Source organism: Shinella sp. GW821-FHT11G07, from assembly GCF_058808115.1.
This window is the reverse complement of sequence record NZ_JBXARJ010000016.1, coordinates 103,681-125,560: the sequence shown is the minus strand read 5'-3', so window position 1 is coordinate 125,560 and position 21,880 is coordinate 103,681. Positions and strand designations below refer to the sequence as shown.

The 21,880-nt window shown below is 62.3% G+C and carries 16 protein-coding genes; 2 read left to right on the top strand and 14 right to left on the bottom strand.

Features of this window, described 5'->3' with window-relative positions; all coding sequences use genetic code 11:
- Nucleotides 1–3: 3 nt before the first annotated feature.
- The 4 genes from urtD to urtA form a co-directional block, all read right to left on the bottom strand.
- The gene (urtD, locus tag AC1RT2_RS26135) at nucleotides 4–768 is read right to left on the bottom strand and encodes an urea ABC transporter ATP-binding protein UrtD (RefSeq protein ID WP_493106670.1); all 765 of its coding nucleotides are present in this window, start codon (nucleotides 766–768) and stop codon (nucleotides 4–6) included.
- 5 nt (nucleotides 769–773) lie between these two features.
- A complete protein-coding gene (gene urtC / locus AC1RT2_RS26130; protein WP_493106668.1) occupies nucleotides 774–1,940 on the bottom strand; it encodes an urea ABC transporter permease subunit UrtC in 1,167 nt (388 codons plus the stop codon).
- A complete protein-coding gene (urtB, locus tag AC1RT2_RS26125) occupies nucleotides 1,937–3,511 on the bottom strand; it encodes an urea ABC transporter permease subunit UrtB (RefSeq protein WP_493106730.1) in 1,575 nt (524 codons plus the stop codon). The genes urtC and urtB overlap by 4 nt, the downstream gene beginning before the upstream one ends.
- Nucleotides 3,512–3,672: 161 nt before the next feature.
- Nucleotides 3,673–4,965 (bottom strand): urea ABC transporter substrate-binding protein, encoded by a 1,293-nt coding sequence (gene urtA, locus AC1RT2_RS26120; RefSeq protein ID WP_493106666.1) that lies wholly within the window; start codon nucleotides 4,963–4,965, stop codon nucleotides 3,673–3,675.
- 227 nt (nucleotides 4,966–5,192) lie between these two features.
- Between urtA and AC1RT2_RS26115 the strand changes: the two genes are divergently transcribed.
- Nucleotides 5,193–8,564, top strand: a complete 3,372-nt coding sequence (locus tag AC1RT2_RS26115) for a hybrid sensor histidine kinase/response regulator (RefSeq protein WP_493106664.1) — start codon at nucleotides 5,193–5,195, stop codon at nucleotides 8,562–8,564.
- Complete coding sequence (locus AC1RT2_RS26110; protein ID WP_069057859.1) at nucleotides 8,557–9,480, top strand: response regulator transcription factor; 924 nt, start codon at nucleotides 8,557–8,559, stop codon at nucleotides 9,478–9,480. Before AC1RT2_RS26115 ends, AC1RT2_RS26110 begins: the two co-directional genes overlap by 8 nt.
- An 80-nt stretch (nucleotides 9,481–9,560) precedes the next feature.
- Here AC1RT2_RS26110 and AC1RT2_RS26105 read toward each other — a convergent pair whose 3' ends face one another.
- The 10 genes from AC1RT2_RS26105 to AC1RT2_RS26060 all read right to left on the bottom strand — a co-directional run bounded on the left by AC1RT2_RS26105 (nucleotide 9,561) and on the right by AC1RT2_RS26060 (nucleotide 21,878).
- On the bottom strand, nucleotides 9,561–10,679 hold the full coding sequence (locus tag AC1RT2_RS26105; RefSeq protein WP_069057858.1) for a branched-chain amino acid ABC transporter substrate-binding protein: 1,119 nt from the start codon (nucleotides 10,677–10,679) through the stop codon (nucleotides 9,561–9,563).
- A 111-nt stretch (nucleotides 10,680–10,790) separates the two neighbouring features.
- Entirely contained in the window at nucleotides 10,791–11,135 is a 345-nt protein-coding gene (locus AC1RT2_RS26100) for a DUF6867 family protein (RefSeq protein ID WP_069057857.1), read from the bottom strand.
- A 103-nt stretch (nucleotides 11,136–11,238) separates the two neighbouring features.
- On the bottom strand, nucleotides 11,239–11,964 hold the full coding sequence (locus AC1RT2_RS26095) for an ABC transporter ATP-binding protein (RefSeq protein ID WP_493106661.1): 726 nt from the start codon (nucleotides 11,962–11,964) through the stop codon (nucleotides 11,239–11,241).
- Nucleotides 11,961–12,878: an ABC transporter ATP-binding protein gene (locus tag AC1RT2_RS26090; RefSeq protein ID WP_069061285.1), complete on the bottom strand. Its 918-nt coding sequence runs from the start codon at nucleotides 12,876–12,878 to the stop codon at nucleotides 11,961–11,963. The genes AC1RT2_RS26095 and AC1RT2_RS26090 overlap by 4 nt, the downstream gene beginning before the upstream one ends.
- An 8-nt stretch (nucleotides 12,879–12,886) precedes the next feature.
- Nucleotides 12,887–14,278, bottom strand: coding sequence for a high-affinity branched-chain amino acid ABC transporter permease LivM (gene livM / locus AC1RT2_RS26085; RefSeq protein WP_069057855.1), 1,392 nt, complete (start codon nucleotides 14,276–14,278; stop codon nucleotides 12,887–12,889).
- A 4-nt stretch (nucleotides 14,279–14,282) separates the two neighbouring features.
- Nucleotides 14,283–15,185: a branched-chain amino acid ABC transporter permease gene (locus AC1RT2_RS26080; RefSeq protein ID WP_069057854.1), complete on the bottom strand. Its 903-nt coding sequence runs from the start codon at nucleotides 15,183–15,185 to the stop codon at nucleotides 14,283–14,285.
- Nucleotides 15,186–15,473: 288 nt separating this feature from the next.
- Complete coding sequence (locus AC1RT2_RS26075) at nucleotides 15,474–17,900, bottom strand: GcvT family protein (protein WP_493106658.1); 2,427 nt, start codon at nucleotides 17,898–17,900, stop codon at nucleotides 15,474–15,476.
- A 183-nt stretch (nucleotides 17,901–18,083) separates the two neighbouring features.
- The gene (locus AC1RT2_RS26070) at nucleotides 18,084–18,638 is read right to left on the bottom strand and encodes a sarcosine oxidase subunit gamma (RefSeq protein ID WP_493106656.1); all 555 of its coding nucleotides are present in this window, start codon (nucleotides 18,636–18,638) and stop codon (nucleotides 18,084–18,086) included.
- Between the two features lie 10 nt (nucleotides 18,639–18,648).
- Entirely contained in the window at nucleotides 18,649–21,606 is a 2,958-nt protein-coding gene (locus AC1RT2_RS26065) for a sarcosine oxidase subunit alpha family protein (RefSeq protein WP_493106654.1), read from the bottom strand.
- Nucleotides 21,603–21,878 (bottom strand): sarcosine oxidase subunit delta, encoded by a 276-nt coding sequence (locus AC1RT2_RS26060; protein ID WP_493106652.1) that lies wholly within the window; start codon nucleotides 21,876–21,878, stop codon nucleotides 21,603–21,605. Before AC1RT2_RS26060 ends, AC1RT2_RS26065 begins: the two co-directional genes overlap by 4 nt.
- Between the last annotated feature and the right edge of the window lie 2 nt (nucleotides 21,879–21,880).

Genomic DNA, 21,880 nt, shown 5'->3' with positions numbered 1-21,880 from the left:
GCCTCATCTCCCCAGATAGTTCTCGATGACCCTCTGGTCGGCGCTGACGAAGTCGATCGAGCCTTCCGCCAGAACAGAGCCTTCCGCAAGGCAGGTCACCTTCACGCCGAGATCGCGGATAAACCCCATGTCGTGCTCGACGACGACCACCGAGCGGGTTTTTGCAATTTCCTTCAGCAGGATGGCGGTTTCCGCCGTCTCCGCGTCCGTCATGCCGGCGACCGGCTCATCGACCAGCAGCAGTTCCGGCTCCTGCGCGAGCAGCATGCCGATCTCCAGCCATTGTTTCTGGCCGTGGCTGAGATTGGCGGCAAAATCGTCCTTGCGGTTGGCGAGGCGCACGGTCGATAGGATTTCCTCGATGCGCACCTTGTCCTCGGCGGTGAGGCGATAGAACAGCGAGGAGAAGACGCCGCGATTGCGGTTGAGGGCCAGTTCCAGATTGTCCCAGACCGTATGGCTCTCGAACACCGTCGGCTTCTGGAACTTGCGGCCGATGCCGAGTTGGGCGATTTCGGCCTCGTCCTTCTGGGTGAGATCGATCGTACCCTTGAAGAAGACTTCGCCAGAATCCGGCCGCGTCTTGCCGGTGATGATATCCATCATCGTCGTCTTGCCGGCACCGTTCGGGCCGATGATGGCGCGCAGTTCGCCGGGCTCGATGACGAAGGAGAGCGAATTCAAAGCCTTGAAGCCATCGAAGGAGACGGAGACGCCGTCGAGGTAGAGGATGCTGTTGGGTTTTGTGTTGCCAACGAGGGTGTTCATGCCGGTCACTCCGCCGCCTGGGGTTCTGCCGCCGTCGCAAAGGTGCGCGCCTCTTCAGCCTCCCGCGCCTTGCGGTATTCCTTGCGCCGTTCGACGAACTGGCGTGCCGTGCCAACGATACCCTTGGGCAGGAACAGCGTGACGAGCACAAACAGGCCACCGAGCGCGAAGAGCCAGAATTCCGGGAAGGCCGCGGTAAAGATGCTCTTGCCGCCGTTGACGAGGACGGCGCCGACAATCGGGCCGATCAGCGTGCCGCGCCCGCCGACCGCCGTCCAAATGACGACCTCGATGGAATTGGCCGGGTCGAACTCACCGGGATTGATGATGCCGACCTGCGGCACGTAGAGCGCGCCGGCAACGCCCGCCATCATGGCCGAGACCACGAAGGCGAAGAGCTTCATGTGTTCGACCCGGTAGCCGAGGAAGCGCGTGCGGCTTTCGGCGTCGCGCACGCCGACGAGGATCTTTCCGTACTTGGAGCGCACGATACCCGAGGTGATGATCAGCGACAGGGCGAGTGCTACCGCCGAGGCCGCAAAGAGTGCGGAGCGCGTTCCGTTTGCCTGGATGTTGAAGCCCAGAATGTCCTTGAAGTCGGTGAGGCCGTTGTTACCGCCGAAACCCATATCGTTGCGGAAGAAGGCGAGCAGCAGGGCGAAGGTCATCGCCTGGGTGATGATCGACAGATAGACGCCGTTGACGCGCGAGCGGAAGGCGAACCAGCCGAAGACGAAGGCGAGCAGGCCCGGCACGACGATCGCCATCAGCGCGGCGAACCAGAACATGTCGAAGCCGTACCAGAACCAGGGCAGTTCCTTCCAGTTGAGGAAGACCATGAAGTCCGGCAGCAGCGGGTTACCGTAGGAGCCGCGCGCGCCGATCTGGCGCATCAGGTACATGCCCATGGCGTAGCCGCCGAGCGCAAAGAATGCGGCATGCCCGAGCGAGAGGATGCCGCAGAAGCCCCAGACGAGATCGAGCGCCAGCGCCAGCAGCGCATAGGTCAGGTACTTGCCGAACAGCGAGACGATATAGGTCGGCACATGCAGCGGATGGTCCGGCGCCGTCAGCAGGTTGAGTGCCGGAACGAGGGCTGCAAGCGCCAGCAGGATCGCCACCGTGATGACGATGTTGCGCCCGAGCGCCTTGGCGAGAAACGACGTGATCATGCTTCCACCGCCCGTCCCTTGAGTGCGAAGAGCCCGCGCGGCCGCTTCTGGATGAAGAGGATGATCAGCACGAGCACGAGGATTTTTCCGAGCACGGCGCCGGCATAGGGCTCCAGGAACTTGTTGAGGATACCAAGCGTGAAGGCCCCGACCAGCGTGCCCCAGAGATTGCCCACGCCGCCGAAGACCACGACCATGAAGCTGTCGATAATGTAGCCCTGCCCCAGGTTCGGCGAGACGTTGTCGATTTGGCTGAGCGCCACGCCGGCGATACCCGCAATGCCCGAACCGAGCGCGAAGGTCAGCGCATCGACCCAGGGCGTCCTGATGCCCATGGAGGAGGCCATGCGACGGTTCTGCGTGACGGCACGCATCTGCAGGCCCATCGGCGTCTTCTTCAAGAGGAAGAGCAGGAAGGCGAAGACGGCGAGCGAAAAGACGATGATCCAGAGCCGGTTCCAGGTGACGGTGAGGCCGCCGAGTTCGAAGGCGCCGGACATCCAGGACGGATTGCCGACCTCCTGGTTCGTCGGTCCGAAAATCGAGCGCACGGCCTGCTGGAGGATCAACGAGACACCCCAGGTGGCGAGCAGCGTTTCGAGCGGCCGGCCATAGAGGAAGCGGATAATGCCACGCTCCATGACGAGGCCGACCGCGCCGGTAACGAGGAAGGCGAGCGGCAGCGCGATCGCCAGCGACCAGGCGAAGGCGTCGGGATAGGAATTGCGGATGATCTCCTGCACCACGAAGGTGGTGTAGGCGCCGAGCATGACCATCTCGCCATGCGCCATGTTGATGATGCCCATCACGCCGAAGGTGATGGCAAGCCCGATTGCCGCGAGCAGCAGCACCGAGCCGAGTGACAGGCCGTACCAGATGTTCTGGCCGGCAGCCCAGAGTTCCAGCTGGTCCTCGATCTGCTGAATCCCGGTCTCGATATCCGGCCGCAGGCTTTCATCGGCAGAAGAGAGCGCGCCGGAAAGCAGCGACAGCGAATCCCGCCCGCCGGTCTGAACGACGGTGGCGATGGCGGCCTTCTTCTCCTCCACCGGCCGGTCGGACACGAGGACGGAAGCCGCGCGGGCCTTTTCGAGCACGGCCTTGACCGCGCTGTCCGTTTCACCGGCAAGGGCGGCATCGAGGCCTTCGAGAGAATCGGCGGATGGCGTGCGCAGGATTGTCTGCGCCGCCTCGAGGCGAACGCCTGCATCAGGACTCATCAGCGTCAGGCCGCCGAGTGCGGCGCGGATCACCCGGCGCAGCCCGTTGTTGACCTTGACCTTTTCGAGCGCCGCCTTGGCTTCCTCGCCGGCTGCATCTCCCGTCAGGGCGTCGACGAGTTTGAAATTGGAACCGGCCGGCTTGACGATGAAAACCATGCCGTCGGATTTGCGCTGGTAGAGATCCCCCTCGGACAAGGCCTCCAGCGCCGGAACGATCTTCGGATCACCCGTCTTGGCGAGCGCTTCGACCTGCTTCTGGTTCTCCTGGAAACTGCCGCCGCCGAGCGCGTTGACCATCGTTCGCAGATCGTCTGCGGCCCTCAGATCAGTCGCGAACATCGTCACCATCACGCAGACAGCGACGAGCAGGCATTGCAGGAAACGATGGATGAGGCGCGCAGGCATCTCATGTCCTTGAGGTTGGGAAAGGACTGCATCCCGGCGCGCCATACGCCGGGATGCGTATCTCGCCGCGAAGGAGACGCGCGGCAGACATCAAGCCTTCAGGATCAGGAACCCTTGCCGCCGCACTTGCCGGTGGCGACGTTGAAGTTGCCGCACGACATCGGCGCACGCCAATCCGCGATCAGGTCCTTGGAGTCGGCCAGGAAGTCCGACCACTCGTCGCCGACCACCAGGCCGGGTGTTTCCCAGACGGTCTCGAACTGGCCGTCGGCCTGGATTTCGCCGATCAGCACGGGCTTGGTGATGTGGTGGTTCGGCATCATGGTGGAGAGACCGCCCGAGAGGTTCGGCACAGAGACACCGATCATCGCATCGAGCACGGCGTCCGTGACTGTCGTGCCGGCCTTTTCGACGGCCTTCAGCCACATGTTGAAGCCGATATAATGCGCTTCCATCGGATCGTTGGTGACGCGCTTTTCGTTCTTGGTGAAGGCCTTCCACGTCTTGATGAACTCGGCATTCGACGGGTTCTCGACGGACTGGAAGTAGTTCCAGGCAGCCAGGTGGCCGACGAGCGGCGTCGTATCGAGACCGGCCAGTTCCTCTTCGCCGACCGAGAAGGCGACGACCGGAATGTCTTCCGCCTTGACGCCCTGGTTGCCGAGTTCCTTGTAGAAGGGAACATTGGCGTCGCCGTTGATGGTGGAGACGACGGCGGTCTTTTTGCCGGCCGAGCCGAACTTCTTGATGTCGGAGACGATCGTCTGCCAGTCGGAATGGCCGAACGGCGTGTAGTTGATCATGATGTCCTCGGGCTTCACGCCCTTGGAGATCAGGTAGGCTTCGAGAATCTTGTTGGTCGTGCGTGGATAGACGTAGTCGGTACCGGCGAGAACCCAGCGCTCGACGCCTTCGTTCTCGGCGAGATAATCGACGGCCGGGATCGCCTGCTGGTTCGGTGCAGCACCCGTATAGAACACGTTGCGCTGGCTTTCTTCGCCCTCGTACTGGACGGGGTAGAAGAGGATCGAGTTCAGCTCCTCGAAGACCGGAAGCACGGATTTGCGCGAAACGGACGTCCAGCAGCCGAACACGGCCGAGACCTTGTTGACGGAGACGAGCTCACGCGCCTTTTCGGCGAAGAGCGGCCAGTCGGATGCCGGATCGACGACGACGGCTTCGAGCTTCTTGCCCAGCAGGCCGCCCTTCTTGTTCTGCTCGTCGATGAGCATGAGCATGGCATCCTTGAGCGTCGTCTCGGAGATGGCCATGGTGCCGGAAAGCGAATGCAGGATGCCGACCTTGATCGTATCGTCGGCTGCGAAAGCGCCGTGGAAGGCGGTCGCCGAGAGAATGGCTGCAAGCAATGCGCCGGTGGCGCGCGCCTTGATGGACATGTCGGAACCCCTCTAGTTCTTTTTTTGACCGCAACGGGGCGGAAGCTTTTTTACCGTTGCTTAAGAAACTATCGGACAGCGATGCTGCGCTGCACATACGTCATATTGCGTAGTTGCCGGGGGTAAGCGGGAAGCCTTTACCGCGATGCACCAATTTCGGGGGCGCTGCATCTGTGTTACGAAGGTTCGGACGGCCGGATAACGGGCCTTGGGAACAGCAGGAACACATGGCCGCACGCCAGCGCATCATACCGATCCGCCGCGAGTACAATCGCTGGGTCGCCAACCAGACGCTGGAAGACTATGCGCTGCGTTTCACAGCCAAGAGCGCGCGGCGCTTTTCCTCCGACCGCATCTCGCAGACCGCGATCGGCGCCATCTCCTTCCTGGCACTGGAAGCGATCGGCGGCGCGATCACCATGTCCTACGGCACGACGAATGCCATCGTTGCCATCGTCGTCGCCAGCCTGATGATCCTGCTGGTCGGCCTGCCGATCAGCCGCTATGCCATCCGCCACGGCGTCGACATCGATCTTCTCACGCGCGGTGCGAGTTTCGGCTATATCGGCTCGACGCTCACTTCGCTGATCTATGCGAGCTTCACCTTCATCCTCTTCGCCATCGAGGCCTCCATCATGTCCGGCGCGCTGGAGCTGGCGCTCGGCATACCGCTGTGGATCGGCTACATCATTTCGTCCGTGGTGGTCATTCCGCTGGTGACGCATGGCGTGCAGCTCATCTCGCGCTTCCAGCTCATCACCCAGCCGTTCTGGATCGTGCTCAACATCCTCCCTTTCGTCTTCATCGCCTTCGCGGACTGGGAGAAGATCGACCTGTGGCTTGCCTATTCCGGCCTGCACCACGCCTCCGGCCCACCCGGTACCTATGCCCCCTTCAATCTGGTGGAATTCGGCGCAGCCTCCGCCGTCATTTTCGCGCTGATGGCGCAGATCGGCGAGCAGGTGGACTTTTTGCGCTTCCTGCCGCCGGACGGGCAGCGCAAGCTGCACCACCGCATCGCGGTGTTTCTCGCCGGCGCCGGCTGGGTCATCGTCGGCGCGCCGAAACTGATTGCCGGCTCGTTCCTCGTGGTGCTGGCGCTGTCGGCCGGCGTACCCTCCACCCGGGCGGCTGATCCGGCGCAGATGTACTATACCGCCTTCGGCTACATGCTGCCGTGGGATAGCGCGGCCCTTCTGCTGATGGTCGCCTTCGTGGTGGTCTCGCAGCTCAAGATCAATGTGATGAACGCCTATGCTGGCTCACTCGCCTGGTCGAACTTCTTCTCGCGCCTGACCCACAGCCATCCCGGCCGCGTCATCTGGCTCGTCTTCAATGTGGCGATCGCACTCCTCCTGATGGAACTCGGCATCTATCGACTGCTGGAGGAAACGCTCGGCGTCTTCTCGATCGTCGCTATGGCCTGGCTGTGTACGATTTCCGCCGATCTCTTCCTCAACAAGCCGCTTGGCCTCTCGCCCCCCGGCATCGAGTTCAAGCGCGCCCATCTCTACGACATCAACCCGGTCGGTCTCGGCGCGATGACACTGTCAGCGATCATCGCGCTCACCGCCCATTTCGGCACCTTCGGCGACATCCCCGCCTCGCTGGCGCCCTACATCGCCGCAGTCGTCGCCTTCATCGCCTCTCCCGCCATCGCCTGGGCAACCGGTGGCAAATATTATCTGGCGCGAAAACCTCGGAAAAGCTGGGCAAAGCTGCACTCCATCACCTGCTCGATCTGCGAGCACCCCTTCGAGCCGGAAGACATGGCCTGGTGCCCGGCCTATGCCGCGCCGATCTGCTCGCTCTGCTGTTCGCTCGACAGCCGCTGCCATGACCTCTGCAAGCCGAAAGCGCGCTTCAACGCGCAGGTGGCAGGTGTTGCAAAAACCATCCTGCCGGCACCGGTGACGGCAGCGCTCGGCACGCGTCTCGGCCGCTACGGCATCGCGACCGCCCTCTCCATCACCGGCATGGGCATCATCCTCGCCATGATCGCCCATCAGGTCGCCACCAGCTCGCCGGAAACGGCAACCGTGGTGGAACGCACGATCGCCATCGTCTTCTTCGTCTTTGCCGTGGCGGCGGGCATCGTCTGCTGGTTTTACGTGCTGGCGCATGACAGCCGGGTCGTCGCCGAGGAAGAATCGTCCCGCCAGACCACCCTCCTCCTCAAGGAAATCGCCGCCCACAAGAAAACCGACGCTGCGCTCCAGCAGGCGAAGGAAACGGCCGAGGCCGCCAACCGCGCCAAGAGCCGCTACGTTGTCGGCCTCAGCCACGAGCTACGCACGCCGCTCAATGCCGTGCTCGGCTATGCCCAGGTGCTGGAGCGCGACGAGAGCATTCCGCCGCAGCGCCAGGGCGCTATCCGTGTCATCAAGCGCAGCGCCGATCACCTCTCGGGACTGATCGACGGCCTGCTCGACATTTCCAAGATCGAGGCCGGCAAGTTGCAGGTCTATTCGAACGAGATCAACATCCACGAATTCCTCGACCAGATCATCGAGATGTTTCGTCCGCAAGCGCAGGCGAAGGGCGTGGCCTTCGAGCACAGCCGCTCCGCCAGCCTGCCGCAATATGTGCGCACCGACGAGAAACGCCTGCGCCAGATCCTCGTCAACCTCATCTCCAATGCGATGAAATTCACCGACAGCGGTCGCATCTCGCTCGATGTCATCTATCGCAGCCAGGTCGCGACCTTCACCGTCGCCGATAGCGGGCGGGGCATCCTGGAAAAGGACCTGCCGCGTATCTTCGAGCCCTTCCAGCGCGGCGATGCCGAACATGGTCGCATGCCGGGTCTCGGTCTCGGCCTGACCATCACCCGGCTGCTCACCCAGACGCTCGGCGGCGAGATTTCGGTGAAGAGCGAGCGCGATAAGGGCACGGAGTTCAAGGTGCGCCTCATGCTCTCGGCGATCGACCGCCCGACAGCGCCGAAGATCCTGCATATCAAGGGGTATAGCGGGCCGCGGCGGACCATTCTCGTCGTGGACGACAATGCGGACCACCGCAACCTGATGGAAGAGGTGTTGCGACCGCTCGATTTCACGGTGCTGACGGCCCGAAGCGCCGCAGATTGCCTGTCGCTCATCGAAGGCTTGAAGCCCGACCTTTTCCTGATCGACATTTCCATGCCCGGCATGAACGGCTGGGAACTGGTAGAACGGCTGCGCATTCTCGGCCAGTCCGGGCCGATCATCATGCTCTCGGCCAATATCGGCGACGGCTCCGCCTCCGCCCAGAACGGCCACAACGACACGCTGGCTAAACCCTTCGACATCCGCCAGCTTGCCGACAAGCTTGCTTTGCATATGCGGCTCGATTGGATCTATCGGGGCGAGACGATGGTGAAGGAGCCAGAAAAGGCCGCCATCATCATTCCGGCGGAGACCCATGTGCAGGAATTGATCCGGCTCGGCGAGATCGGCTATGTGCGCGGCATCGAGGCGAAGCTCGCCGAGATCGCCCGCACGCCCGAACACCAGCCCTTCACCGATGCGGTGCGCGCCTATGTGCAGGCCTTCGATCTTTCCGGCTATGATGCCTTCCTGAAGACCATGGACCCACAAGAGGACGCTGCCCGTGACTGAAACGGCCACCCCGCGCGATATCGTCCTCATCGTCGACGATTCACCCGAAGCCCTTGGCTTTCTCACCGAAGCGCTGGAGCAATCCGGCTTTTCCGTGCTGATCGCCACCTCCGGCGCCTCGGCGCTGAACATCGTCGACCGCATCACCCCGGACATGATCCTGCTCGATGCCGTCATGCCCGGCATGGACGGTTTCGAGACCTGCCAGCGCCTGAAGGCGAACCCGGCGGCAAGCCCCGTGCCCGTCGTCTTCATGACCGGGCTGACCGAGACCGAACATGTCGTGCGTGCACTCGAGGCCGGTGGCGTCGACTACCTCACCAAACCGATCAACATCGACGAGCTGCGTGCCCGCATCCGCGTGCACCTCACCAACGCCCGCTCCGCCCAGAGCGCCCGCGTCGCGTTGGATGCGGCGGGCCGGCATCTGCTTGCCGTGAGCGGTGAGGGAAAAATCCGCTGGTCGACGCCGCAGGCGACACGCCTCGTCAATGCCGCCACCGGCAGTGACGAAGGCCTCGACGCGGTATCCGTGCACATCCGCACATGGATGAAGGCGCGCGAGCGGCCCGGCATGGCGCGCGAAACCACCTTCGCCATCCGGCAGGCGGGCCAGGCGAGCCTGCAACTCTCGTTCCTCGGTGCGATCGGTGCGGATGAATATCTTTTCCGCCTGACGGCCGAAAACCGGCTGTCAGACGACGAGATCCTGCGCCAGCATTTTTCGCTGACCCAGCGCGAATCCGAGGTGCTGCTGTGGATCGCCAAGGGCAAGGCCAACCGGGATATCGGCGAAATCCTGGGACTGAGTTCACGCACCGTCACCAAGCATCTCGAACAGATCTACGTGAAGCTCGGCGTCGAGAACCGCGCATCCGCGGCCGTCAAGGCGGCCCACGTCCTCCACGAAGTCTAACAAAAAAGCCCGGCACGAGGCCGAGCTTGAGGTTAAGCGGCCGGGCGGCGTCGATGCACCGCCCGTTCCGTAAACAATGACTACTCGTTCTGGAAGTAGGTGTACTTGCCGTCGTCACCCTTCTTCCAGGTGTACAGAACGTAGTCCGGACGGGTGATGTCGCCCTTTTCGTCGAAGCCGAGTTCGCCGATAGCGGTCTTGAACGGACCCTTCGACTTGATGGCTTCGGCAACGGCCTGCGGATCGGTACCGCCGGCAGCCTTGGCGCCTTCAGCGATGACCTGAACGGCAGCGTAAGCGTAGAGCGTGTAGGCTTCCGGCTCGAAGCCGGCTGCGCGGAACTTCTCGACGATCTCCTTGGCAGCTTCGTTCTTGCGCGGATCCGGAGCAAACGTCATCAGCGTGCCGTCAACGGCGTCGCCAGCGATGGAAGCCAGTTCGTTCGAAACGATACCGTCGCCCGAGATGAACTGAGCCTTCAGGCCCTGGTCGGCAGCCTGGCGCTCGATGAGGCCGAACTCGGTGTGCAGGCCGCCCCAATAGACGACCGATACGCCGGCTTCCTTCATCTTGGCGATGAGAGCGGAGAAGTCCTTGTCGCCGACGTTGACGCCTTCATAGATGGCTTCGGTGATGCCAGCTTCGTTCGTTGCCTTCTTGGTTTCATCTGCAAGGCCCTGACCATACGGGGTCTTGTCGTGCAGGATGGCAACCTTGGCGTCCTTGAAGTTCGCCGCGATGAAGGAACCGGCTACGGCGCCCTGCTGGTCGTCACGACCGCAGGTACGGAAGGTGTTCCAAAGGCCACGCTCGGTGTAGGTCGGGTTGGTCGAGGCAGGCGAAATCTGCAGGATACCGTTTTCGGCGTAGATTTCAGAAGCCGGGATGGAAACGCCCGAGTTGAAGTGACCGACAACGAACTTCACACCGTCAGCAACGAACTTGTTGGCGACCGAAACGCCCTGCTTCGGGTCGGAAACGTCGTCGCCGAGCACGACCTTGATCTGCTCGCCATTGATGCCGCCGGCTGCGTTGATGTCGGCAGCAGCCTGCTCGGCACCCTTCTGCAGCTGCGCGCCAAAGGCAGCATTCGGACCGGTCAGCGGGCCGCCGACGCCGATCAGGATATCGGCCCAGGCGCTGCCGCTGAATGCGACCATTGCAGCCAAAGCAACGGCCGACATGAGAGACTTCTTCATATTATTACTCCCAAATTTTAGCGGGTTCGTTTCAACCGGTCGCAACACCCGCATTCATTGCGCCGATATCGCTATGCCGCAGCCGAGAACCGGCTGCGGAGTTCCCTCTGATTATTTCGACTTCCAGGAGAAAGGCGATGCCTTTTCATAGAGCCAATAGTAGTTGTTGGTCATTTGCCGCGTGCGGTAGTAGCGGTAACCGAGCGTAGCAAACAACAAAAGCACGGCGGTGTCCACGACATAGTACTGCACTGTCAGCATGCTGCCGTGGAACAGCGCGTGATGGATGAAACGGATCGCGCCGCCCAAAAGCAGGACGTAAATTAGCAACGTCGTGTAGTTCTGCCAGTTCTCAGCGACGCTCTTGCCCGTGCGCCAAGCGGTCCAGCCGCCCATGATGACGGTGATGAACAGGAACTGCCAGATGGATGGTTCTTCGTAGAGAATTCCCTGCATTTTCTTATCTCCCCTACAGCGTTGCACATCATGCCATGACGCACAGGTCGCTGTAACTTCTTACATCTGCACAGGCTCCCCGCGGGGATCCCGTGCGACCGCCTTAGTGGCGTCCGCCTTCGAGATAGGCGGCGCGCACTTCCGGGTTGGCCAGAAGTTCCTTGCCCGAACCGCTCATCGTCACCTGACCGTTGACCATCACATAGGCCCGATTGGAGAGTTTGAGGGCGGCGAACGCGTTCTGCTCGACGAGGAACACGGTCAGTCCCTGCTCCTGGTTCAAGACTTTGATGGCGTCGAAGATCTGCTTGATGATCAGCGGCGCAAGCCCGAGCGACGGTTCGTCGAGCAGAAGCAGTTTTGGACGCGCCATCAGCGCACGGCCGATGGACAGCATCTGCTGCTCGCCGCCCGAAAGCGTGCCGCCGCGCTGGGACTGGCGTTCCTTGAGGCGCGGAAAGAGCGTGAAGATCTTCTCCACGTCCTCGTTGAAGAACTTCAGATTATCAAGGCTTGCGCCCATCTGAAGGTTTTCAAACACGGTCATGCGCGGAAAAATACGGCGACCTTCCGGCGACTGGGCAACGCGGCGTCGTGCGATGAGATGCGTCGGCAGGCGCGTGATATCCTCGCCATCGAAGGTGATGGTACCGGTGCGGGCCTGCGGGCTGCCGCAGATCGTCATCATCAGGGTCGACTTGCCGGCGCCGTTCGCGCCGATCAGGCTGACGATCTCGCCCTTCTTCACATCGACATTGACGCCGGCGAGTGCGCGGATATTGCCGTAATAGGTTTCCACGCCCTGAACGCTGAGAAGCGTATCGCTCATGAGTGCGACCCTCCCTGCGGGCCTTCGCTCTCTGCGATAACCTCGATTTCCTCGATCACCTCTTCGACCTCATCATCTTCAACACCGAGATAGGCCGCGATAACCCTCGGATCGTTCTTCACATGGTCCGGCGTGCCGTCGGAAATCTTCTGCCCGTATTCGAGCACGACCACATGGTCGGAAATTTCCATGACGACCGACATGTCGTGCTCGATGAGCAGGATCGACGTGCCGCTGTCCTTGCGGATGGAGCGCAGGAGTTCGTTGAGCGCCAGCGATTCACGCGGATTGAGGCCGGCTGCCGGTTCGTCGAGGCAGAGGAATTCCGGCCCCGTGCACATGGCGCGGGCAATTTCCAAACGGCGCTGCGCGCCGTAAGGCAGGTCGCCGGCCGGATCGTCGGCACGCTCGGTGAGGTTTGCCTTGTCCAGCCAGTACTTGGCGAGCTCGATCGATTCCGCCGAAGCCTTCTTGTAGGTCGGGAAACCGAGCAGGCCGAGGATGGTGTAGCCCGACGCCTTCATCAGCTTGTTGTGCTGGGCGACGAGCAGGTTTTCGAGAACCGTCAGACCCGAGAAGAGCCGGATGTTCTGGAAGGTGCGCGCCACCTTGGCATCACGGGTGATCTCGAAGTCGGTCATGCGCTCGAGCAGGAAGTCCTTGCCTGCTTTCTGGCGCATGGTGATCATGCCCATGGTCGGCTTGTAGAAGCCGGTGACGCAGTTGAAGACCGTGGTCTTGCCGGCGCCGTTCGGGCCGATCAGCGCCGTGATCTCGCCGCGCTCGGCCTCGAAGGAGAGGTCATTGATGGCCATGAGGCCACCAAAGCGCATCGAGAGGTGCTCGACCGTGAGGATGGGATCTTTCGTCATCGTGTTCGTCGCTACCGTATTCGTCGCCGTCACATTCGTCATGGGGGCCATCAGCCGTGCCCTTCCTTGGTGAAGCTTCCGGAGACGTTCTTGCGTTCCTTCAGGAAGGCCGTCGGTTCACGGCTTCCGACGAAGCCGCGCGGCTTCAGGACCATGACGACGACCATCGCCAGACCGAAGATCAGCATGCGGTAGAGTTCCGGCGTGAAGTCCGGCCCGAAGATGCTCTTCAGGAACGTCATTTCACGCAGAAGCTCGGTGCCGCCGACCATGACCACCGCCGCAACGGCGATGCCGATCAGCGAGCCCATGCCGCCGAGAACCACGATGGCGAGGATGATCGCCGATTCGAGGAAGACGAAGCTTTCCGGCGAAACGAAGCCCTGGCGCACGGCGAAGAAAGAGCCGGCGAAGCCGCCGAACATCGCACCGATGGAAAAGGCCGTCAGCTTGGTCGTCACCGTGTTGATGCCGAGCGAACGGCAGGCGATCTCGTCTTCGCGCAGCGCTTCCCAGGCACGGCCGATCGGCATGCGGCGCAGGCGGATCGTCACGTAGGCGGTCAGGAGAGCCAGCGCCAGGATGAGATAGAACAGGAAGATCTTGTAGTAGGCCGACGACATCGGCAGTTCGAAGACCTTGGCGAAGTTGTTCGGTGCACTTACGTCGAAGGACCAGATGCCAAAGACCGAAGCCTTCGGAATGCCGGAGACGCCGAACGTGCCCTTGGTCACTTCCGTCCAGTTTATCAGGACGAGACGGATGATTTCCCCGAAGGCAAGCGTGACGATGGCGAGGTAGTCGCCCTTGAGACGCAGCACCGGGAAGCCGAGGATCATGCCCCAGAAGGCGGCGAGGATACCGGCGAGCGGCAGCAACACCCAGAAGGACAGGCCGAAATACTGCGACAGCAGCGCGTAGGAATAGGCGCCGACCGCATAGAAGGCGACATAGCCGAGATCGAGCAGACCGGCGAGGCCGACCACGATGTTCAGACCCCAGGCCAGCATCACGTAGATGAGGATCTGGATGCCGAAATTGTCGACCCACTTCAGCGAACCCTGCACGCCGAAGAGCATGACCATGAGCGGCGGATAGAAGATCAGTGCAACGATGGCGATCTTGCTGAAGTTGCGCTTGAAGAAGCTTTCTTCCGTGTCTGTGGAAGCCTTTGCGGACGCGGTGGCCTTGCGGGCCGCCAGCCAGGGGCGCAGATAGGCCACCGACAGGAAGCGGCCGACGGCGGCCACGATCACGAAGATCGCGAGCAGACCCCAGCGCTGGTTCAGCACAAGCTCGTTGCGGATGTTCTGCGTGGTCTCGAGACCGACGAAGAGGACGAAGAGGCCAAGCGAGATGACGCCGGCATAAAAGCCCTCGCGCAGAGCCCGCGCCGTCAGGTTACCGCCGGCGCTCTCATGAGTGTTCGAAATGTTGGCCATGTAATCAAACCTTCTCGACTTCCGGTCGTCCGAGAATACCGGACGGCTTGAAGATCAGGACGATGGCGAGGATGGAGAACGTCGCAACGTCCTTGTAGTCGATGGTGAAGTAGGCGGACCACAGGCTCTCGATGAGACCGATGAGCATACCGCCGAGAACGGCGCCCGGCAGCGAGCCGATACCGCCCAGAACGGCAGCTGTGAAGGCCTTGACGCCCGGTACGAAGCCGTCGGTGAAGACGGTCACGCCGTAATACATCAGGTACATCGTACCGGCGACGGCCGCGAGCGAGGCGCCCATGATGAAGGTCACCGAGATCGTGCGATCGACATCGATACCGAGCAGTGCCGCCATCTTGCGGTCCTGTTCGGTTGCGCGCTGGGCGCGGCCGAGTGCCGTCTTGTTGACGATGTACCAGAAGATCGTCAGCAGGCTGACCGTCAGGATCATGATGATGATCTGCTTCAGCGAGATCGAGATGCCGAAGACGTTGTAGACCGACGAGACCAGCGGCGGGATCGGCTTGTTGCGCGGACCCTGCGTGACCTGAATGAAGTTCGACAGCGCGATCGACATGCCGATTGCGGTGATCAGCGGCGCAAGGCGGAACGAACCGCGCAGCGGCCGGTAGGCCACCTTCTCGATCGTCCAGTTCCACAGGGACGCCGTCAGCATGGCCGCGGCGATCATCACCAGCAGCAGAAGCACGACCGGGAGGCCGGCAAAGATGCTGGTGAGGAGAAGGAAGACGATGAGAGCGGCAAATCCACCCAGCATGAAGATATCGCCATGGGCGAAATTGATCATGCCGATGATGCCGTAAACCATGGTGTAGCCGATGGCTATCAAACCATAAATAGATCCAAGCGTCAGCCCGTTGACGAGCTGCTGGACGAAGTACTCCATATATATAATCCCCCGGATGCGGTTCCTGATAGGCCACATCTCTTGTTCTTGACGCTCATTTTTGAGCTTGTTTAGACAAGGAGATTCCATACCGCTTTCGAGACAAAAGGGAAGCCAAAAAAGTCCCGATCGACAATTTCTTTAGCAAGAAGCGTTAAATGACGTAATTAACGCCAGCGAAACCAAAAAAACGGCAGGAAAATCTGCACTTTTGCGCAAAATAATGCACGAAAGCTGCAAAACGCGGTGTACCGATTTGATCCACTGCGTTGCGTGATGTGGATCAGGTCACCCGCGCATTTTCGCGCCGGACGGATCGAAGAGCGGTTCGGGCTGCAAGCGGGCCGCCAGCACCTCGCCAAGGAGCTCGATCGACCAGCCCGTCTCGACGTCCGCAATCTCCTTCGGCACGTAGCCGACGGCAACCGAAACGCCGGCCGCGTGGGCATAACCGCCCGACGTCACCCAGCCACGCACCGCGCCGTCCAGATAGATCGGCTCGTCGCCGATGACGTCGGCATCCTTCGCCTCGAGGATGAAGGTGCGCAGCCGCAAAACACCACCTGATTCGCGTTCGGCCTTGGCCGCAGCCTTGCCGATGAAGTCCGCGCCCTTGCCAACCGCAACGAAACGCTCCAGCCCCGCCTCGAGCGGGCCATAAAGCGGACGGTACTCCCGCGACCAGCTGCCATAGGATTTTTCGAGGCGCAGCGCATTGAGCGCCCGGAGACCGAAGAGCTTGATGCCGAATTCGGCGCCGGCCTCCAGGATCAGGTCGTAGAGATAGCGCTGGTATTGCGGCTTCATCCAGATCTCGTAGCCGAGATCACCCGTGTAGCTGACGCGCCCGACGATCGCCGGCGCCATTCCGAGATCCATCTTCCGCACGGCCATGAAGGGAAAGACCGCGGTCGAAAGGTCCTGATGCGTCAGCTTTTGCAGCACGTCGCGCGCCTTCGGGCCGGCAATCGCCAGGCCGACGAGCCCGAGGTTCAGCGCTTCGAGCGAAACCGAGCCATCCTTCGGCAGGTGCGTCTCGAACCAGCGCATATGATAGTCTTCGGCGATGCCGGAGCCGATGAGCAGGAAATCCCCCTCGCCGAGCTTCGCCAGCGTGAAATCGCCGATGAGCTTGCCGTCATCCTTCAGCATCGGCGCCAGCGTCATGCGACCCGTCGCCGGGATGCGGCAGGTCAGCAGCCTGTCGAGCCAGGCTTCGGCGCCCTCCCCCTTCAACGCATATTTGGCAAAGCCGGAGGTCTCCATCAGGCCGACCCCGTCGCGAACCGCCCGCGCTTCCGCGCCCACCGTCTCGAAGTCCGTCGAGCGGCGCCACGAGAAATGATCCTCCACACCCTTTGGCGCAAACCACAGCGGCGCCTCCAGACCATAGGACGCCCCGAAGACGGCACCGGCCTCCTTCAGCTTGTCATAGATCGGCGTCGTGAGCAGCGGACGGCCGCCGGGCAGTTCCTCGTTGGGATAGCGGATCGAGAAACGGCGGGAATAGTTTTCGCGCACCTTGGCATTGGTGTAGCCGAGCGTCGCGAAATCGCCATAGCGCGAGACGTCCATGGCGAAGACGTCGAAGCCCGGATCACCGTGGATCATCCAGTTGGCGAGCGCGAGACCCACGCCGCCGCCCTGGCTGAAGCCGGCCATGACCGCGCAGGCCGACCAGTAATTCGTCATGCCGCGCACCGGGCCGACGAGCGGGTTACCGTCCGGCGAGAAGGTAAAGGGGCCGTTGATGACCTTCTTGATGCCGGCCTTGTTGAAGGCCGGAAAATGGCGGAAGCCGACTTCCAGCTCCGGCGTAATGCGTTCGATATCCTCTTCGAGCAGCTCATGGCCGAAATCCCACGGCGTGTTCAGCGGCGACCACGGGCGGCAGGCCTTTTCATAAGTGCCCATCAGCATGCCATTGCGCTCCTGGCGGAGATAGATTTCCCCATCGAAGTCGACGCAGTGCATCAGCTCCTTGCCGCGCGTCTGGTTGAACTCGATGACCTCGGGCATGTCTTCGGTGATGAGGTACATGTGCTCCATGGCCAGCACCGGCAACTCAAGGCCAACCATGCGGCCGACCTCGCGCGCCCACAGGCCGCCGCAGTTGACGACATGCTCGGCGATGATCTCGCCCTTGTTGGTAATGACGCGCCAGCTGTCGTCCTCGCGCTGCACGAGGTCTTCCACCTTGGTGTGCAGGTAGATGTCGGCGCCGTTCTTCTTGGCCGATTTCGCATAGGCATGCGTCGTGCCGTAAGGATCGAGATGGCCCTCGACCGGATCGAACACCGCGCCGACGAACTGGTCGGGATCGAGCAGCGGCATCAGGTCGTGCGCCTCCTTAGGCGTCAGGAGATGCGCGTCGAGACCCATGTAACGGCCCTTGGCGAGGATCGACTTCATCCAGTCGAACCGGTCCTTGGTCGATGCCAGCATCATGCCGGAGGTCATGTGCAGGCCGATATCCTGGCCGGAATAGTCCTCAATCTCCTTGTAGAGCTCCACCGTGTATTTCTGCAGCTTGGCGACGTTGGGATCACCATTGATCGTGTGCATCCCCCCGGCGGCATGCCAGGTCGAGCCGGAGGTCAGCTCCGAGCGCTCGACGAGCACGACATCGGTCCAGCCGAATTTCGTAAGATGATACAGGACGGAACAGCCGACGACGCCGCCCCCGATGACGACGACCCTTGCATGGCTCTTCATGAAAAACTCCGGCTTTCGGCGGGTTGAAGGGAACTGTGTGCTGCGGACGAAATACAGCCTATTTTGTCCCCCGGAGGCCCGACAAGCCCGTGGTGCGAAACCTCATGTCGCTTTGCCGATTTCGGGTGTCGGCATTGAGGCCGCAGCACGATGAAAAGCCGGATCGGGATCCGGCATACCCTGTCAGCGCGTCGCGAAGTCCACCGACAGCTCATGGCTGCGTGCCATGGTCTTGAGGTCACCGACCAGGGCTTCGGCGAAGCTGCGCATCACGACGAGATCGAAGCTGTCCGCAGCGGTGCGGGCAAGATTGACCGACAGATGATTGCACAGCACGTTCGCCGCCCGGCCGACCGGGAACGCGTCCCGATGAAGATCGATGGCAATGCCGTTGGCCAGGATGCGCGCGGCATCGAGGCCAGAGAGCGTCAGGGCGACGCGGCCATGGCTCTGGTCGATGATGAAGGCGAAATCGCCCAGTCGGACGGACAATTCGGCACAAAGCGTTTCCGGTGCATGCACCTCGGACAGGACCAGCCATTCGCCCGGCCCCGAAAATCGGGCCTCGAACTCCCCGTTCGCGACAAGGATGCCCGCCGCTTCCGCGGTGTGGCCAGGTGCTGCCAGCACCATGGCGATGGCCGTTGCGCGGTGGACGGCGAGATGATTGGCCCGCCGTTCGGAAATTGCGCCGATCGTGCCGTCCAGCGCGTGCACCGCTTGATAATCGTAAGCCATCGTTGTCACCTCACGCCATCAGCTTGCGGTTTTCCGGATCGACGAAGGCCGGATCGCAGACCTCCGCCATGGTCTCGACCCCACGCAGCTGATCCCAGACCACGATCTTTTCACCGTAGCGCTCGCGCCCGGACTTCAGGAAGGCGAGTGCGATATGGCCGCCGAGGGTCGGCGAGAAGCAGGTGGAGCTGACCCAGCCCTGGTCGTTCAGCGTCGAAGGTTTGGCGCCATCCTTCAGCAGATGCGCACCGGCGCGAAAATCCTTGTCCGCCTCCAGCGCCTTGAGGCCGACAAGCTGCGCGCGGTCGGCCGCCGTCAGGCCGAAGCGGGTGGAAAGCCGCTTGCCGATGAAATCCGGCTTGCCGTTGCCCATCATGCGCCCGAGGCCGGCATCGTCCGGCGTCACGCGGCCGTCAAGTTCGGCATGGGTGACTTGCCCCTTCTCGATACGCAGCACATTCAGTGCCTCTACGCCATAGGCGCAAAGACCGTGCGGCTGGCCCGCCCGCATCAATGCATCCGCCGCCGCCTCGCCATGGCCGGCCGGCACCGCCAGTTCATAGGCCAGCTCACCGGAGAAGGAGATGCGGAAAAGCCGCGCCTTCAGATTGCCCTTCAAACGCACCTCGCGGGCCGCAAGAAACGGGAAGGCCGCGTTGGAAAGGTCGTCTTCGACAACGGTCTGCAGAATGGTGCGCGCCTTCGGCCCGGCAATCGACATCTGCGCCCACTGATCCGAAACGGAGAGGAAGCGGACGCGCAGATCCGGCCAAAGCACCTGCACGGCAAATTCCATATGCGAAAGCACACCGCCCGCCATGGCTGTCGTCGTGGTCACGAGGAAATGCTCCTCGCCAAGTCGGCTCACCGTGCCGTCGTCATAGACCATGCCGTCCTCGCGCAGCATCAGGCCGTAGCGGGCCTTGCCGACCGGCAGCTTCAGCACGGGATTGCAGTAGAGCCGGTTGAGGAACTCGGCGGCATCCGGTCCGAAGACCTCGATCTTGCCGAGCGTCGAGACATCGCAGAGGCCGGCGTTTTCACGCACGGTGCGCACTTCACGGTCGACGCTTTCGCGCCAGGTCTTTTCCCCCGCTATAGGAAACCAGGAGGAACGGTACCAGAGCCCGGCGTCGATGAAGACTGCGCCATTGCGCGCCGCCCAGCCATGCAGCGGCGAACGGCGCGTCGGCATGGCGTGTTCGTCGACGGACGTGCCGGCGAGAGCGCCGAAGGAGACCGGCGTATAGAACGGCCGAAAGGTCGTGGTGCCGACATCGGCGGGGCTGACGCCGCGCATCGCGGCGAGAATGCCTATGGCATTAATATTGCCGAGCTTGCCCTGGTCCGTCGCCATGCCGCTCGTCGTATAGCGCTTGGCATGTTCGACATGGCCAAAGCCCTCGCGCACGGCAAGACCCAGATCCTTGGTATGCACGTCGTTCTGGAAATCGACGAAGGCCTTCGATTTTGCACCCGGCACATGCCATAGCACCGTGAAAGAGGGATCGATTTCCTCGCCGACAGCCGGACGGTCGAAACCGGCAACCGGGTGTCCAAGCGCCTCGACGGCCGCCGAAGCCTTGCGCGCACCGTCCTCGAAACATTCGGACAGGCGATAATGCCCCGCCGCGGCACCGGCCATCACCAGGCCCGCCCCCGCCTCGGGTGCCATAAAGGCCTGAAGGGCTTCCGACCAGACAGGTTTTCCGCCGCGCTGGCAGGCAAGATGGATAACAGGGCTCCAGCCACCGGACATGGCGACGGCGTCGCAGGCGATCAGCTCTTCAAAGCCGCCCCGATCCGTGACGATCGCGCGAAGACGCTGACGTCCTTTCGTGTCGATGACAGTTCCACCGCGAATGAGCCGGACACCGTCCGGCACCGTATCGGCAGCATTCGTCCGCGTATCGATGACCGCGGCGATCTCGATGCCCTGCGATGTAAGGTCCCGCACCGTGCGATAACCGGAAGAGCCGCTGGTGAAAACGGCAACCGACTTGCCCGCGGCGACGCCGAAGCGATTGGCATAGGTGCTGACGGCGCTGGCCATCATCACGCCCGGCCGGTCGTTACCGCCGAAGACCAGCGGCCGCTCCTCCGCGCCTGTCGCGAGAACAGCGTGTTTCGCCACGATGCGCCATAGCCGTTCGACGGGCTTTGCCGCATCGATGGTCGCGTTGTGCTTCTGCACCCGTTCGACGGCGCCGAAGACATTGTCATCGTACCAGCCGAAGACCGTCGTGCGCGCCAAGAGCGTGACGTTCGGGCTGCCTTGCAATTCATCGATCGCACGGCGGGCAAAAACGAAGGGTGCCTCCCCATCGAGCCGCGTCGTCTCGGACAGCAGCGCACCACCGAGAACAAAATCCTGCTCGGCGAGGATGACGCGCAGGCCCGAACGGGCGGCGACCAGGGCAGCAGCAAGACCGGCCGGACCGGAACCGACGACAAGCAGGTCGCAATGCGCCCAGCTCTTTTCGTAGCTATCGGGATCGCGCGGCAAATCCGTGCGGCCGAGGCCGGCGGCGCGGCGGATCAGTGGCTCATAGACCTTCTCCCAGAAGGCGGCAGGCCACATGAAGGTCTTGTAGTAGAAGCCGGCCGAGAGAAAGCGCGACATTAGGTTGTTCACCGCGCCGATATCCCAGGACAGGCTCGGCCAGCGGTTCTGGCTCGTCGCGACAAGACCGTCGTAAAGTTCGGCGACAGTTGCCTTGGTGTTGGGGTCGCGGCGCGCACCGCTGCCAACGGTGACGAGCGCATTCGGCTCCGACGGGCCGGCGGTCACGATGCCGCGCGGGCGATGATACTTGAAACTGCGGCCGACGAGCAGCCTGTCATTGGCAAGCAGCGCCGAGGCGAGCGTATCGCCGGCATGTCCCGAAAGGCTCGCACCATCAAACGAGAACTGCACCGTATGGCTGCGATCGACGAGGCCGCCGGAGGCGAGACGGGAAGCCGTCATTGGGCGCCTCCCCGCTCGAGGGACGCATCGGTTACCGAAAACACCTCGTGGGTGAAATTGTCCCGTTCCACCACCAGCCAGCGCCGGCATCCGGCGATATGCTGCCAGTGCTCACGGATGCGCCCGCGGGGATTGGCGCGGACATGCATGTAGTCGTTCCAGACCTCATCGGCGGCCATCGGCGCGGGGCGCACGGGCGTCGCATCGCCGCGGATCGAAAACTCTTCCTTGGGGCGCGTGCCACAATGCGGGCAGGAAATCAGGCTTGCCATCG

Bases quoted from the DNA above. Each gene is read 5' to 3' on its own strand.
- urtD (WP_493106670.1), bottom strand. From the start codon at position 768: ATGAACACCCTCGTTGGCAACACAAAACCCAACAGCATCCTCTACCTC.
- urtC (WP_493106668.1), bottom strand. From the start codon at position 1,940: ATGATCACGTCGTTTCTCGCCAAGGCGCTCGGGCGCAACATCGTCATC.
- urtB (WP_493106730.1), bottom strand. From the start codon at position 3,511: ATGGTGACGATGTTCGCGACTGATCTGAGGGCCGCAGACGATCTGCGA.
- urtA (WP_493106666.1), bottom strand. From the start codon at position 4,965: ATGTCCATCAAGGCGCGCGCCACCGGCGCATTGCTTGCAGCCATTCTC.
- AC1RT2_RS26115 (WP_493106664.1), top strand. From the start codon at position 5,193: ATGGCCGCACGCCAGCGCATCATACCGATCCGCCGCGAGTACAATCGC.
- AC1RT2_RS26105 (WP_069057858.1), bottom strand. From the start codon at position 10,679: ATGAAGAAGTCTCTCATGTCGGCCGTTGCTTTGGCTGCAATGGTCGCA.
- AC1RT2_RS26100 (WP_069057857.1), bottom strand. From the start codon at position 11,135: ATGCAGGGAATTCTCTACGAAGAACCATCCATCTGGCAGTTCCTGTTC.
- AC1RT2_RS26095 (WP_493106661.1), bottom strand. From the start codon at position 11,964: ATGAGCGATACGCTTCTCAGCGTTCAGGGCGTGGAAACCTATTACGGC.
- AC1RT2_RS26090 (WP_069061285.1), bottom strand. From the start codon at position 12,878: ATGACGAATGTGACGGCGACGAATACGGTAGCGACGAACACGATGACG.
- livM (WP_069057855.1), bottom strand. From the start codon at position 14,278: ATGGCCAACATTTCGAACACTCATGAGAGCGCCGGCGGTAACCTGACG.
- AC1RT2_RS26080 (WP_069057854.1), bottom strand. From the start codon at position 15,185: ATGGAGTACTTCGTCCAGCAGCTCGTCAACGGGCTGACGCTTGGATCT.
- AC1RT2_RS26075 (WP_493106658.1), bottom strand. From the start codon at position 17,900: ATGAAGAGCCATGCAAGGGTCGTCGTCATCGGGGGCGGCGTCGTCGGC.
- AC1RT2_RS26070 (WP_493106656.1), bottom strand. From the start codon at position 18,638: ATGGCTTACGATTATCAAGCGGTGCACGCGCTGGACGGCACGATCGGC.
- AC1RT2_RS26065 (WP_493106654.1), bottom strand. From the start codon at position 21,606: ATGACGGCTTCCCGTCTCGCCTCCGGCGGCCTCGTCGATCGCAGCCAT.
- AC1RT2_RS26060 (WP_493106652.1), bottom strand. From the start codon at position 21,878: ATGGCAAGCCTGATTTCCTGCCCGCATTGTGGCACGCGCCCCAAGGAA.